12 protein-coding genes are annotated in these 12,878 nt (G+C 70.6%); 4 read left to right on the plus strand and 8 right to left on the minus strand.

Going from position 1 to position 12,878, the window contains the following annotated elements; translation table 11 throughout:
• Positions 1–8: 8 nt before the first annotated feature.
• The 3 genes from ctaD to IE178_RS17480 all read right to left on the minus strand — a co-directional run bounded on the left by ctaD (position 9) and on the right by IE178_RS17480 (position 4,037).
• Positions 9–1,721, minus strand: a complete 1,713-nt coding sequence (gene ctaD, locus IE178_RS17470) for an aa3-type cytochrome oxidase subunit I (protein WP_193512952.1) — start codon at positions 1,719–1,721, stop codon at positions 9–11.
• A gap of 311 nt (positions 1,722–2,032) precedes the next feature.
• Positions 2,033–3,511 carry a glutamate-cysteine ligase family protein gene (locus IE178_RS17475; protein ID WP_193512953.1) on the minus strand — a complete coding sequence of 493 codons (1,479 nt, stop codon included), beginning with the start codon at positions 3,509–3,511 and terminating at the stop codon, positions 2,033–2,035.
• A 91-nt stretch (positions 3,512–3,602) separates the two neighbouring features.
• Positions 3,603–4,037, minus strand: a complete 435-nt coding sequence (locus IE178_RS17480) for an SRPBCC family protein (RefSeq protein WP_193512954.1) — start codon at positions 4,035–4,037, stop codon at positions 3,603–3,605.
• 139 nt (positions 4,038–4,176) lie between these two features.
• On the opposite strand from IE178_RS17480, the gene IE178_RS17485 reads away from it, so the two are divergent.
• Entirely contained in the window at positions 4,177–4,629 is a 453-nt protein-coding gene (locus IE178_RS17485) for a DNA-binding protein (protein WP_193512955.1), read from the plus strand.
• A gap of 72 nt (positions 4,630–4,701) precedes the next feature.
• On the opposite strand, the gene IE178_RS17490 is transcribed toward IE178_RS17485, so the two are convergent.
• Positions 4,702–5,361 (minus strand): lysophospholipid acyltransferase family protein, encoded by a 660-nt coding sequence (locus IE178_RS17490; RefSeq protein WP_193512956.1) that lies wholly within the window; start codon positions 5,359–5,361, stop codon positions 4,702–4,704.
• Between the two features lie 247 nt (positions 5,362–5,608).
• On the opposite strand from IE178_RS17490, the gene IE178_RS17495 reads away from it, so the two are divergent.
• Both IE178_RS17495 and IE178_RS17500 read left to right on the plus strand, forming a co-directional pair.
• Complete coding sequence (locus IE178_RS17495) at positions 5,609–5,803, plus strand: DUF2795 domain-containing protein (RefSeq protein WP_184765230.1); 195 nt, start codon at positions 5,609–5,611, stop codon at positions 5,801–5,803.
• Between the two features lie 114 nt (positions 5,804–5,917).
• The gene (locus IE178_RS17500; protein WP_184765231.1) at positions 5,918–6,331 is read left to right on the plus strand and encodes an SRPBCC family protein; all 414 of its coding nucleotides are present in this window, start codon (positions 5,918–5,920) and stop codon (positions 6,329–6,331) included.
• Between the two features lie 39 nt (positions 6,332–6,370).
• Here the strand turns inward: IE178_RS17500 and IE178_RS17505 are convergent, their stop codons facing one another.
• A complete protein-coding gene (locus IE178_RS17505; RefSeq protein ID WP_193513025.1) occupies positions 6,371–7,174 on the minus strand; it encodes a pentapeptide repeat-containing protein in 804 nt (267 codons plus the stop codon).
• A 580-nt stretch (positions 7,175–7,754) separates the two neighbouring features.
• On the opposite strand from IE178_RS17505, the gene IE178_RS17510 reads away from it, so the two are divergent.
• The gene (locus tag IE178_RS17510) at positions 7,755–8,729 is read left to right on the plus strand and encodes a pirin family protein (protein ID WP_193512957.1); all 975 of its coding nucleotides are present in this window, start codon (positions 7,755–7,757) and stop codon (positions 8,727–8,729) included.
• Between the two features lie 299 nt (positions 8,730–9,028).
• On the opposite strand, the gene IE178_RS17515 is transcribed toward IE178_RS17510, so the two are convergent.
• The 3 genes from IE178_RS17515 to IE178_RS17525 all read right to left on the minus strand — a co-directional run bounded on the left by IE178_RS17515 (position 9,029) and on the right by IE178_RS17525 (position 12,843).
• The gene (locus IE178_RS17515; RefSeq protein ID WP_193512958.1) at positions 9,029–10,366 is read right to left on the minus strand and encodes an enolase C-terminal domain-like protein; all 1,338 of its coding nucleotides are present in this window, start codon (positions 10,364–10,366) and stop codon (positions 9,029–9,031) included.
• A 50-nt stretch (positions 10,367–10,416) separates the two neighbouring features.
• Entirely contained in the window at positions 10,417–11,754 is a 1,338-nt protein-coding gene (locus IE178_RS17520; protein WP_193512959.1) for a gluconate:H+ symporter, read from the minus strand.
• A 129-nt stretch (positions 11,755–11,883) separates the two neighbouring features.
• Positions 11,884–12,843, minus strand: a complete 960-nt coding sequence (locus IE178_RS17525; protein WP_193512960.1) for a 5-dehydro-4-deoxyglucarate dehydratase — start codon at positions 12,841–12,843, stop codon at positions 11,884–11,886.
• Between the last annotated feature and the right edge of the window lie 35 nt (positions 12,844–12,878).

Here is a 12,878-nt window from a genome sequence, read left to right on the forward strand (position 1 = left end):
TCCCCCGATCACGTTCTGTCCCTCTCGTGTCCCGGGGCATCGATCACGTCGCGTTTGCCGGCGTTCTCGCTCTCGTCCAGCTGCGCCACGGTGGGGTGGTGCAGGTCGAAGGCGGGGGACTCGGAACGGACGCGGGGCAGGGTGAGGAAGTTGTGCCGCGGCGGCGGGCAGGAGGTGGCCCATTCCAGGGAACGTCCGTAGCCCCATGGATCGTCGACCTCCACGCGTTCGCCCTCCTTGGCGGTCTTCCAGACGTTGTACAGGAACGGCAGGGTGGACAGGCCCAGCAGGAACGAACCGATGGACGAGGCGGTGTTGAGGGCGGTGAAGCCGTCGGCGGCGAGGTAGTCGGCGTACCGGCGGGGCATTCCCTCGGCGCCCAGCCAGTGCTGGACCAGGAAGGTCGTGTGGAAACCGGCGAACAGGGTCCAGAAGTGGATTTTCTCGAGGCGCTCGTCCAGCATCGTGCCCGTCATCTTCGGCCACCAGAAACTGAATCCGCCGAACATCGCGAAGACGATCGTGCCGAACAGTACGTAGTGGAAATGGGCGACCACGAAATAGCTGTCGGTGACGTGCCAGTCCAGTGGGGGCGAGCCGAGGATCACCCCGGTGAGCCCGCCGAAGAGGAAGGTGACCAGGAATCCGACGGCCCACAGCATCGGGGGTTCGAACGACAGTGATCCCTTCCACATGGTGCCGATCCAGTTGAAGAACTTCACACCGGTCGGAACGGCGATCAGGAAGGTCATGAAGGAGAAGAAGGGAAGCAGCACGGCGCCGGTGGCGAACATGTGGTGGGCCCATACCGTGGCCGACAGCCCGGTGATCGCGATGGTGGCGCCGATCAGCCCCATGTAGCCGAAGATCGGTTTGCGGGCGAAGACGGGAATGATCTCGCTGATCACGCCGAAGAAGGGCAGGGCGAGGATGTAGACCTCGGGGTGGCCGAAGAACCAGAACAGGTGCTGCCACAGGATGGGCCCCCCGTTCTCGGCGTTGAACACCTGGGCCCCGAAACGCCGGTCCGCCTCCAGCACGAGCAGGGCCGCCGCCAGGACGGGGAAGGCGAGCAGCACGAGCACCGACGTGAGCAGCACGTTCCAGGTGAAGATCGGCATGCGGAACATGGTCATGCCGGGGGCGCGCATGCAGATGATGGTGGTGATGAAGTTGACCGCGCCGAGGATGGTGCCGAACCCTGCCAGCGCGAGGCCCATGATCCACAGATCGCCGCCGGTCTGAGTGGTCCGGGTGGGTCCGCTGAGCGGGGTGTAGGCCGTCCAGCCGAAGTCGGCCGCGCCGTTCGGGGTGAGGAAGCTGCCCAGGACGATCAGTCCACCGAAGGCGAAAAGCCAGTAGGACAGCATGTTCAGCCGGGGGAAGGCGACGTCCGGGGAGCCGATCTGCAGCGGCATGATCGCGTTGGCGAAACCGGCGAATGTCGGGGTGGCGAACAGCAGCAGCATGATCGTCCCGTGCATGGTGAACGCCTGGTTGTACTGTTCGCTGGACAGCATCTGCAGACCCGGGCGGGCCAGTTCCACCCGGATCGCCATCGCCAGTGCTCCGCCGATCAGGAAGAACGTGAACGACGTGATCAAGTAGAGATGCCCGATCCTCTTGTGGTCCGTCGTGCTCAGCCAGGAAATGATCGCGCGACCCCTGCCGCGGGGCTCGGCCGCCGGAACAGGGGCAATCGGCTCGGTGTGGGTCGCCATCGGTTTCCTCAATCCCCGGCCCGGGGCACAGTTCGACATGGCGGGGGTGCTGCCCTTCGGGCGCCGCAGCGCCTCGCTCGGACAGCGCCTGACCAATTCAACGGCAAGGGGGGCCAACCACCCCGTTGTGCGGGCCGTATGTCGTCCGCCTGGTCGAATGAACCATCCGTTGGGGTAGAGGTGATGCTTTCGCGACCGGCTCGTGCGGTGGCGGCGCCGGGGTACCCGCGGTGCGCGGGAGACCGCCGTGGCCGCTCGTGGCCGCTGCCGGTCGCCGCACCCCGGGGGCAGGAGGCGGGTTGGCACCCGGGTCAGTCGACGGGCCAGGTGTGGACCGGGGCGTTGAGGTGCATGAAGTCGATGTACTGCTGCGTCATGCGCCGCAGCGCCTCGTGGCGCCCGCAGTGGGCGGCGGCGTCGATGTGATGGAACATCTCCTTCTGCCACACCGCTCCGTTGCGGCCGGTGACGCAGCGCTGCTCGATGATGCCGAGCAGCGGCTCGCGCCAGGCCTCGTCCATGCCCGAGCGCTCCAGCCCGCGGTGGGCCAGCGGCAGCAGCCGCCGCAGGACGAGTTCGGCCACGGGCACCTCGCCCATCCCGGGCCAGTACAGCCGGGCGTCGATGCCGTACCGCGCCGCCGTCCGCAGGTTGTCCTCGGCGGCCGAGAAGGACATCCGGGACCACACCGGCCGGTCCTCCTCCACCAGGGCGCGGGTGAGCCCGTAGTAGAAGGCACCGTTCGCGAGCGTGTCGGCGACGGTCGGGCCGGCGGGCAGTACCCGGTTCTCCACCCGCACGTGCGGTTTGTCGTGGGCGACGGCGTAGACCGGGCGGTTCCAGCGGTAGATGGTGCCGTTGTGCAGGGTGAGTTCGGCGAGTTCGGGGACGTCACCGCGCGTCAGCGTCTCCGCGGGGTCCTGCTCGTCGCAGAGGGGGAGCAGGGCCGGGAAGTAGCGCAGGTTCTCCTCGAAGAGATCGAAGACGCTGGTGATCCAGCGTTCGCCGAACCACACCCGGGGCCGTACCCCCTGCGCCTTGATCTCCTGCGGGCGGGTGTCGGTGGCCTGCTCGAACAGTGGGACGCGGGTCTCGTGCCACAGTTCCTTGCCGAACAGGAAGGGCGAATTGGCCGCGAGCGCGACCTGGACCCCGGCGATCGCCTGGGCGGCGTTCCAGTAGTCGGCGAACTGCTCCGGGGACACCTGGAGGTGGAACTGCGTGCTGGTGCACGCGGCTTCCGGGGTGATGGTGTCCGCGTAGGTCCGCAGCCGGTCGATGCCGGTCACCTCGATGTGCAGGTCCTCACCGCGCGCCGCGAAGATCTGGTCGTTGAGCAGCCGGTAGCGCGGGTTCTCCGACAGGGCTCCCTCGCCCACGTCCTCCTGCCGCAGGGTGGGGAGGACGCCCGTCATGATCAGATGGGTGCCGATCGACCGGGCGCGCTGCTCCGCGTGGTTCAGCGCGGCGCGGATCTCGGACTCCCAGGCGTCGGGGCCGCCCGCGGTGAGACGGCGGGGCGGGATGTTGATCTCGAGGTTGAACCGGCCCAGTTCCGTGGACCAGGCCGGGTCCGCGATCGCCTCCAGGACGTCGGAGTTGCGCATGGCGGGCTCGGCCCGGTCGTCGACCAGGTTCAGCTCGATCTCCAGACCCACCTGGGGCCGCTCGGCGTCGAAGCGTGACTCGCGCAGCATCTGGGCGAACGCATCGAGGCACTCCTGCATCTTGATCCGGTAGCGGCGGCGGTCCTCGCGGGTGAAGGTGAGCGCCGGGACGTCCCGTCCCATCGGTCTCCCTCCAAGGGCTCTGGGCCTGGAACCTTTCCACCCCAGCGTCGCACCGGCGGGCGACTCCGACCACGCGAGCCCGTCCGGTCCGTCAGTCCGTCGTGCCTTCGGCCAGGAAGGCGGTCAGATTGTCGAGCAGCATGGTGCTGCCCTGTTCGGCCATGTCGCGTTCCTCCGTCGTGTCGCACATCTGGCGGATCACGATCCGCGTCCGCGGGCCGTCCCCGTCGAGTTCCACGGTCATCGCCGAGGGCTCGGGCTTCCCGGGGACGTCCATCCCCACCACCAGCAGGCGGTCCTCGTCGACCTGGAGGTAGGACCCGGTCAGCGGGAACCGGCCGCCGTCCGGCGTGACCATGGTGGCCTTCCAGGCGCCGCCCGGCCGTACGTCCATCTCGACGGAGCCGGGAGCGGCGTACGCCCACCGGGCGTACTGGTCGGGGGTGGTCCACGCCTGCCACACCGTGCCCGTGGGGGCGTCCAGTGTGCGGGTCAGGGTGTAGGAGAAGTCGTCGGTGGCGCTCATGGTGTCGTCCCTTGTGTCGTGTCCGGTGTCCCGTTGCGGGCCTGCCGCACGGGTAGACGTGCGGGGGCGCGAGAAGTCATCGGTCCTTCCGTGGGTTTATGTTGTTGACAACAAGACGTTCATTGTCGATGCTCGTCCCATGTCCGCGATTCCCGAAGAGCCCACCGACCCCTTCACCCCGCCGAGTTCCGACGCGGCCCGCGTGCATCGGGTGCATGCGTCCCTGTTCCGCATCGCCGAGCGGCACGCGGCCACGGACGGGCAACGCCGGCGGCAGACCCATCCCGGCGTGATCAGCCCGCACGAGGCGGTCAGGCTGGTGGCGTTCCTGCTCAGCGGTGCCGCGCTGCTCGAGGACGGCGAACCCGAGGTGGACCGCGCGGACATCACCGCCGCGCTGAGCCTCGTACCGCGCGCCCGCGCCGAGATGGACGAACTGGAGGTGGGCCTCCTGCAGATGGCACGGGGACGCGGCATGACCTGGCCGGAGATCGCCTTCGGCCTAGGCCTGCGCAGCCCGCAGGCCGCCAGACAACGCTACGAGCGCCTGGCCGACCGCACCGACGCCGACCTCGACAACGGCGGCCGGTAGCGTCCCGGGAGTGCCGAAGCGGACGCAGCGCTGTCGGCGGGCGCAGTACCGGGCGGTGCGCCTGTCGCCCGGTCAGTCGTCGAGGGCCGGCTCGCCCACGGCCCGGGCCGCCCGCCGCCACGCGGCGGTGACCGCACGGTGGGCCGTCGCCGTGCCCTCCGGTATCCCGGGCGGCAGGTGTACGGGACGGCCGATGTGGACGTGGAGACGCGGTCGGCGCAACGGGGCGGTGAGAACACCGGCCAGCTGCTTCACGGCCGCCCCGGAGGCAAGGCGCCGGGCACCCGCCTGGCCCACGGGGACGACCGCGGCACCGGTGGTCGCCGAGAGCCGTGCGAGCCCGGTACGGAAGGGACGGGGCGCGGCACAGGCCGCGTCCGTGCGCAGGGGCAGTCCGCCCTCCGCGTAGAGGAGCACATGGCGTCCCGACCGCACCACCTCCGCCGCGGCCTCGAGCGCGTCCGCGGCGCGGGCGGATCTCCGGTGCACGGGGATGTGACCGCCCTTCGACAGCGCGCGCCGCAGCACGGGCACGCGCCACAGCCCGGCCGTCGCCAGGACGACCGGCGTCACCCCCACGCTGCGCAGGGCGGCCAGCACGAGGGCGGGATCGGCCACCGCGTCATGGTTGGCGACGAAGACACTGCCCGGCGCGAACGGCCCCGCGGCCTCGCGCGTGACGGTGAGCCGTCCGAACAACGGCAGCAGAACAGCGGCGGCACGGCTGAGCAAGAGACGTCCTCTCCGGCAGACGGGAACCCTGCTCGTCAGCTTCAGGGGCGGCCGGCGCCCGCGCCTGAGTACGCGTACTCGGATCGGGGGCTTCGCCTACTCGGTCCGCGTACGCGCAGGTGCTCCGAAGGCTTCGTCCGCTCGACGCGCGGCCGGGCACCGCGGCGGCGCATCACTCCCCGACGCCGTGGGTACCCGCCGGGTCCGCGCGCGGATTCGCCGCGCCGCTCCGACACGGGAGGCTGCCATGGCCGACCTCAGCCCGATCGACCTGCAGAAGGCTCTCAAGGGCGCCGACTACCCCGCCAGCCGTGACGATCTCGTCTCGGTGGCGAAGAGCAACGGCGCCGACGACACCCTCGTCGAGAAGCTGACGCAGTCCGGCAGCAAGCGGTTCGACGGCCCCAACGAGGTGCAGAAGGCGGTGTTCGGCAACGAATAGCACCCCCTGTCCGGGGCTGCCCGTGCGGCGCCGACCGGTGCCGAAGGCGCGAGGCGGCCCCGGCCCGCGAGGCGCCCGTCCGCCGCGCGACCCGAACCGAAGGACGGTATCGCGATGACCGAATACGAGCGTTCACGCACGATGCCCGCACAGCCCGAGCACGTCTTCGACCAGGCGGCGAACGTCGGCCAGATGGGTGACTGGCTGCCCGAGGCCCTGCACGTGCACGCCGAGGAGCTGCCCGCCGTCACCGTGCACGAGGACCGCTCCGACGAGGACACCTCCGCGCTGTTCCGGGCCCGGCGGGACCAGATGCGGCTCGAATGGGGCACGCGTGACCAGGGTGCCTACGCCGGCTGGCTCCAGGTCGCCGGCATCGGCAGCGGAGCCAGCGAGGTCACGGTGCACCTGTCCTTCTTCGACGACAGCCACGACCCGGGCGAGGACTCCGTGAGCGACGCCCTGGACACGAGCCTGCGGCGCCTGGAGGAACAGGTACGGCTGCGCGTCGACAACGCCGCCGGCTGACCGCCCGCCGCGCACACCCGCTCGCGGCGCCGACCCGGCCTACCAGTGAGCGGGGCGGCTGAGCGCCGGGGGCAGCCGGGTGGCCGCGTCGCCCTTGGCCGCGTTCAGCTGGGCCTGGGTGAGGAACAGGGCCCCGGTGAGGTCGGCGCCGCTCAGGTCGGCGTCGCGCAGGTCGGCCCCGATCACGTCGGCGTCGCGCAGGTCGGCACCGCCGAGATCGGCGGCGACGAGCAGGGCGCCGCGCAGGCTCGCCCCCCTGAGGTCGGCCCCGGACAGCTTCGCGCCGATCAGGTCGGCTCCGCGGTGGTTCCTCTTGCGCCCCGGAACCCGCGCCCGGGCGAGTTCGCTCGCCCGCAGCAGGAGCGTGTTGACCTCGCCGCGCAGCGCGTTCATGTCGAGCTCGGTGATCGACTCGGCGGTGCCGCGGGTCAGGCCGTCGAGGTGGGTCAGGGCCCGCCGCAGTTCCTTGTGGACGGGGCGGGCCGGTGCGAGGTCGAGGGCCTCGGTCACGTACCAGAGCAGCTCGTGCAGTTGCCGCATGACGGGGAAGACCGCGGACATGGAGCGCGACGTCTCCGGCGCCCGGCGCCAGTCCGTGCCACCGAAGGTCATTTGGGACACCTTCTGCCCGGCGCCGAAGCAGTCGAAGACGGTGCAGCCGGGGAAGCCCTTGTCGCGCAGCTGTGCGTGGATGCCGCAGCGGAAGTCCGGCCGGAGGTTCGAGCAGGGCTGCCCGGCGACCTTGTCGACCGCGAAGTCGGCGGAGCGGGCGAAGGGCAGGGCCACGCAGCACAGGCCGAAGCAGCTGGCGCAGTCGGCCCGCAGATCCTCGCGGTCCAGCAGGGCGCGGCCACTTCGGGACGGTTCGCGGTCATCCCGGTCCCCACCGTTCCGGCCCTCGCGGCGTCGGCCGCCCTGCCGGTCCGTCCCCTTGTCCCGGTCCTTGCGCTCCTGGCCGAGTGCGGTGCGCTGTTGGCCTCGGCCGGTGTCGGCGGTCCGCTTTTGCCCCTGGCCCGTGTCCGTGGCGCGCTCCCGGCCCCGGTCCGCGTCCGCGGCACGGGGGCTGTTCTGTGCCGCGGACGGCCGCCGACGCCCGCCCCCCTGGGCCGGGCGGCCCCGTCCACCGGCGGCGGAGGACCGGTCGCGCCCGCCGGCGGGGGAGGGCTGCTCGCGGCCCCCGGAGGACGAGGGGGCTTCGTGCTGTGGCGACACCGTGCGTGCTCCTGCCGGCCGATGAGTACCGCTTGCCGCGGCGCTCCGAGATCGGCGTTCATTCTCTCAGACGCCGCGCGCGGACCCGAGGCCGTCACTCGTTCCGCGGCGGCCCCGGGACCTCCGTCGCGCGATCATGGGACAACCGGCCTATGATCGAACCCATTAAAGTTGAAAGTGAAACTTTCATGGGTGGTGGAGGGACAAGCGCATGAGCAACACGGAAACGCACCCGACCGAGTCCATCTGCGGCGCGGAGGCCGACGGACCGTCCCCGCCGGGCATCGAGGTCATCACCCCGAGGGACGTACCCCTCGGCGGGCCCCGGGCCATGCGGGTGCGCCGCACCCTGCCCCAGCGGGCCCGCACGCTCATCGGAGCCTGGTGCTTCGCCGACCACTACGGGCCCGACGACGTCACCGAGTCCGGCGGCATGCGCGTACCGCCGCACCCGCACACCGGGCTGCAGACGGTCAGCTGGCTGTTCAGCGGTGAGATCGAGCACCGCGACAGCCACGGCGTCCACGCCTTCGTACGGCCCGGCGAACTGAACCTGATGACGGGCGGCCTCGGCATCAGCCACTCCGAGGTCTCCACCGACCGCACCACGACCCTGCACGGGGTGCAGCTGTGGGTCGCGCTGCCCGAGCGACACCGCGACGCGGACCGGGACTTCCAGCACCACGCACCCACAGCCCTCGCGCTCGACGGCGGCGGCGAGGCCCGCGTCTTCCTCGGCACCCTCGCCGGCGACACCTCACCGGTGCGCACCTTCACCCCGCTGCTCGGCGCGGAAATCACCCTCGACCCGGCCGCCACCGTGACCCTCGACGTCGACCCCGGCTTCGAACACGGCGTCCTCGTCGACAGTGGCGACGTCCTGCTCGCCGGTACGCCGCTGAAGCCGGCCGAACTCGGCTACGCGGCCCCCGGCCGCACCGCCCTCACCCTGACCAACCGGGCCACGGAACCGGCCCGCCTGGTGCTCCTCGGCGGGCCCCCTTTCCCGGAGGAGATCGTCATGTGGTGGAACTTCATCGGCCGCTCGCACGACGACATCGTGCGGGCCCGCGAGGACTGGATGAAGGGAACCCGCTTCGGTGAGGTGCACGGATACGACGGGGCTCCACTGCCCGCGCCGGAGCTGCCGAACGCACCCCTGAAGCCGCGAGGAAGGGTGCGCTGAACTGCGGAAGCGTCGGTCCTGAACCAAGGGTCCCGCGATCGCTGCTGCGTCTGTCCAGTGGCGTGGACATCCCACGGCGCGGGCGTTCGGCTCCTGCCTCCTTGGCCCCCTGAAGCTGTCCGCGACCCCCTGAAGCTGTCCGCGATTCCCGAGGTATGGGCATCTGCGGGCAGCTTTGGCCGAACCGTTGCTGACCTTTTGCCGACTTTCCTGATGGGGCGTCAGGTAAGGGCGGAGTGCCGTCCTCGCCACCCGCCCCCCTCATGAGGTGCCCTCGGTGCTATAGCGCTTCGCTGATGTCAGCCTCGCACGAGGCAGGGTCGCTTCGCGTCGAACTGCCAGCCGGGGAGCAGGTACTGCATGCCGATGGCGTCGTCCCGCGCCCCCAGGGCCTTCGTCCGGTAGAGCTCGTGGGCGGCGAGGAGGCGGTCCATGTCGAGCTGGACGCCGAGGCCGGGTGCGTCGGGGACGGCGATCTCGCCGCCGACGATGCGGGGCGGTTCCGTGGTGAGCCGTTCCAAGCCCTCCTGCCAGATCCAGTGCGTGTCCAAGGCGTTGTACGCGCCGGGCGCCGCGGCTCCGCAGTGGGTGACCATGGCGAGCGAGATGTCGAAGTGGTTGTTGGAGTGGCAACCCCAGGTCAGTCCCATCGCGTTGCACAACTGCGCCACGCGCACGGAGCCCTGCATGGTCCAGAAGTGCGGGTCGGCCAACGGGATGGAGACCGACTGCAGGGCGAGGGCATGGGTCAGCTGCCGCCAGTCGGTGGCGATCATGTTGGTCGCGGTGGGCAGACCGGTCGCGCGGCGGAACTCGGCGAGGACCTCCCGCCCGGAGTAGTCGCCCTCGGCTCCGCAGGGGTCCTCGGCGTAGGCGAGCGTCCCGACGAGCGGCGCGCAGAGTTCGATGGCCTCGCGCAGCGACCATGCGCCGTTGGGGTCGAGGGTGATCCGGGCCTCGGGGAAGCGGTCCTTCAGCGCGCGGACGGCCCTGACCTCCTCCGCGCCGTCCAGGACGCCGCCTTTCAGTTTGAAATCGCGGAAACCGTACAGCTCATAGGTGGCCTCGGCCTGGCGGACGATCGCCTCGGGGGTCAGGGCCTCCTCGTGCCGGATCCGGTACCAGTCGGTGTCCGCGTCGGGTTCGCGGACGTATTCGAGGTCGGTGTGGTCGGGGTTGCCGACGTAGAAGAGGTAGCCCAGCACCCGTACCGAGTCGCGCTGCTGACCGTCGCCGAGCAGTGCCGCGATCGGTACGTCCAGGTGCTGGCCCAAGAGGTCCAGCAGGGCCGACTCGACGGCGGTGACCGCGTGGACGGTGGTGCGCAGGTCGAAGGTCTGCGCACCGCGCCCGCCGGAGTCGCGGTCGGCGAAGCGGTCCGCGATCTCACGCAGGACGCGCTTGTAGTCGCCGACCTTCGCACCGACCACGAGCTGCTCGGCGTCCCGCAGGGTCTGTGTGATCTTCTCCCCGCCGGGCACTTCCCCCAGTCCGGTGCGTCCCTCGGAGTCGGTCAGGACGACGACGTTGCGGGTGAAGTAGGGGCCGTGGGCGCCGGAGAGGTTCAATTCCATGCAGTCGCGGCCCGCCACGGGGTAGACGGAGAACGCGGTGACGGTCGGCTGGCTCGTGCTCATACTCTCTTCACATTCCTTGCATGACGGGGGAGGAGGGGCAGGACAGACGGTCACAGACTGAGAACGTCGAGTACCTGCTCGGCGGCCAGGACGCCGCCCAGGCCGAGGACGGCGAGCACGGTCGTATAGCTGGTACGGACCTTGATCGCTTCGATGACGGAGAGGTTGAAGTACTCCTTGAAGAGCCAGAAGCCGGGGTCGTTGACGTGGGAGAAGGCGATGGAGCCACAGGCGACGGCGAGGACCATCACCTCCGGGTGGACCCCGCTGCCCGCCAGGAGCGGCAGCACCACGCCGGAGGCCGTGACGACGGCGACGGTCGCCGAGCCGAGGGCTATGCGGAGGATGACGGCGACGAGCCAGGCCAGGATGATCGGCGAGACGGACCAGCCGTCGGTGGCGTCCTTGATGTAGTCGGAGATCCCGCCCTCGACGAGGACGTTCTTGAACGCCCCGCCCGCGCCGATCACCAGCAGGATCATCGCCATCGCCTTGGCCGCCGAGGAGCATGAGGCGCCGACCTCCTCCAGGGTCCGGCCGATCCGCGGCCCGAACGCCCAGATCGCCAGGCACAGCGTCAGCATCAGCGCGATCGGCGCCGAACCGATGAACGCGACGAAGTGCAGGAACCCGGTCTCGGCGGAGGTGGCCATGTCGGTCACGGCGGCCGCCACAATCAGCGCCACGGGGAACAGCGCCACGAACAGCGACCAGCCGAGGCCGGGCATCTCCTCGTCGGTGAACTCGCGTTCGCTGACCAGGCCCTGGGGGATGGAGGGCGTCATGGCCTTGATGAACGGCAGGCGGGGCCAGACCAGGGCGATGAGCACGCCGGCGGGGACGGCGATGAACAGGCCGTAGAACAGGGTCAGTCCGACGGAGGCGTCGAAGGTCGCGGCGACGGCGGTGGGGCCGGGATGCGGCGGCAGGAAGCTGTGCATCGTCGACAGCGTGATGGACATCGGCAGGCCGACCCACAGCAGTGGTGCCCCCGTGACCCTGACCAGGGTGAACGCGATGGGCACGATGATGATGAAGGCGACCTCGTAGAACATGGTCACGCCGATCAGCATCGCGGTGACCACCATCGCCACCTGCACCCAGCGCGGGCCGAAGGCGTCGAGGAGCTTGCCGGCGATGCGCTGGGCCGCGCCGGAGTCACCCATGACCCGGCCGAGCATGGCACCGAGACCGATCGTGAGCATGGTGTCGCCGATCTGCCCCCCGATGCCCTCGGAGAGGACGTCCGGGATCGTCGCGACCGGAATGCCCTGTACCAGCCCGACGCCGACCGCCACGAGCAGCAGTGCCACGAAGCCGTTGAGTTTCAGCCTGGTCATGAAGATCAGCAGGACCAGGACGCTGATCCCGACTACGAGCAGGGGCATGGCAGTTCTCCTTTGAACTGTCGGGCGAGAGGAGGACGCGGGGCGGAGAAGAGGAGGACGCGGGCGAGGAGTCCGGCAGGCACGGCGGGGTGCCCACGGCTGCGGCGGGCGACTCGCCGTGCGGAGGTGTCAGGCGGGTCGCCGTACCGCGCCGACGAGGCTCAGCCCGTGGTCCAGCACCTTCTCCAGATCGGACAGATCGGCCGGGGCGGGGTCGGTGAGCGGGGCGCGCACCGGGCCGACCGGGAGGCCCCGCAGCCGGGCGGCGGCCTTCACCAGCGACACCGCGTATCCGGGGACGCGGTCGCGGAGTTCGACGAACGGGACGTAGAAGTCGCGCAGCAGCGTGTCGACGGTGCCGTGGTCGCCGTCGCGCAGCGCGGTGAAGCAGGCCTCGGCGATCTCGGGGGCGAAGGCGTGGACGGCCGAGGAGTAGGCCGGGACGCCGACGGTGGCGTACGCGCGGGCCTGGATCTCCGCGGTGGCGGCCCCGTTGAAGAAGAGGAAGTCCTCGGGGGCGGCGAGGGTGAGGCGCTGCAGCCGGTCGAGGTCGCTGTGGCCGTCCTTGAGCCCGATGACGCTCGGGATCTCCGCCACACGCCGCAAAGAGGCCGCCGTGAAGGCGACGTGTCCGCGCTGGTAGGCGATGAGCGGTAGCCGGGTGCCCCCGGCGATCCTGCGTAGTTGCTCCACCAGGCCGTCCTGCGGGGCGCTGACCAGGTAGTGGGGCAGTACCAGCGCGGCGTCGGCGCCGGCGTCCTCGGCGATGCGAGCGAAGCGGACGGCCTGGGCCCAGCCGTAGCCGATGCCCGCGATCACCGGGAGGCGCCCGTCGGTGAGCTCGACCGTGGCCTGTACGACCGCCCGGTACTCGTCCTCGTCCAGCGAGAAGAACTCGCCGGTGCCGCAGGCGGGGAAGACGGCGCCGGGGGCGGTGGCGATCCGGTCGGCCAGGTAGGCCCGGTATGCGTCCAGGTCGAGACTGCCGTCATCCCGGAAGCTGGTGAGGGGGAAGGACAGAACCCCACCCGCCATCCCGTCCCGGAGCCGCTGAGCGACCTGTGCGGCCTCGGCGCTGATCCCTGTCATGAGCCATCCCTATATACAGATGCTGTCTGCGTATG

The sequence above is a fragment of the Streptomyces griseoloalbus genome, from assembly GCA_014650015.1.
Lineage (GTDB): Bacteria > Actinomycetota > Actinomycetes > Streptomycetales > Streptomycetaceae > Streptomyces > Streptomyces griseoloalbus.

What these genes read in the sequence shown, in the direction of transcription:
- IE178_RS17500 (WP_184765231.1), top strand. Translation starts at nt 5,918, where the DNA reads ATGACCGAATACGAGCGTTCACGCACGATGCCCGCACAGCCCGAGCAC.
- IE178_RS17525 (WP_193512960.1), bottom strand. Translation starts at nt 12,843, where the DNA reads ATGACAGGGATCAGCGCCGAGGCCGCACAGGTCGCTCAGCGGCTCCGG.
- IE178_RS17495 (WP_184765230.1), top strand. Translation starts at nt 5,609, where the DNA reads ATGGCCGACCTCAGCCCGATCGACCTGCAGAAGGCTCTCAAGGGCGCC.
- IE178_RS17485 (WP_193512955.1), top strand. Translation starts at nt 4,177, where the DNA reads ATGTCCGCGATTCCCGAAGAGCCCACCGACCCCTTCACCCCGCCGAGT.
- ctaD (WP_193512952.1), bottom strand. Translation starts at nt 1,721, where the DNA reads ATGGCGACCCACACCGAGCCGATTGCCCCTGTTCCGGCGGCCGAGCCC.
- IE178_RS17480 (WP_193512954.1), bottom strand. Translation starts at nt 4,037, where the DNA reads ATGAGCGCCACCGACGACTTCTCCTACACCCTGACCCGCACACTGGAC.
- IE178_RS17510 (WP_193512957.1), top strand. Translation starts at nt 7,755, where the DNA reads ATGAGCAACACGGAAACGCACCCGACCGAGTCCATCTGCGGCGCGGAG.
- IE178_RS17475 (WP_193512953.1), bottom strand. Translation starts at nt 3,511, where the DNA reads ATGGGACGGGACGTCCCGGCGCTCACCTTCACCCGCGAGGACCGCCGC.
- IE178_RS17515 (WP_193512958.1), bottom strand. Translation starts at nt 10,366, where the DNA reads ATGAGCACGAGCCAGCCGACCGTCACCGCGTTCTCCGTCTACCCCGTG.
- IE178_RS17520 (WP_193512959.1), bottom strand. Translation starts at nt 11,754, where the DNA reads ATGCCCCTGCTCGTAGTCGGGATCAGCGTCCTGGTCCTGCTGATCTTC.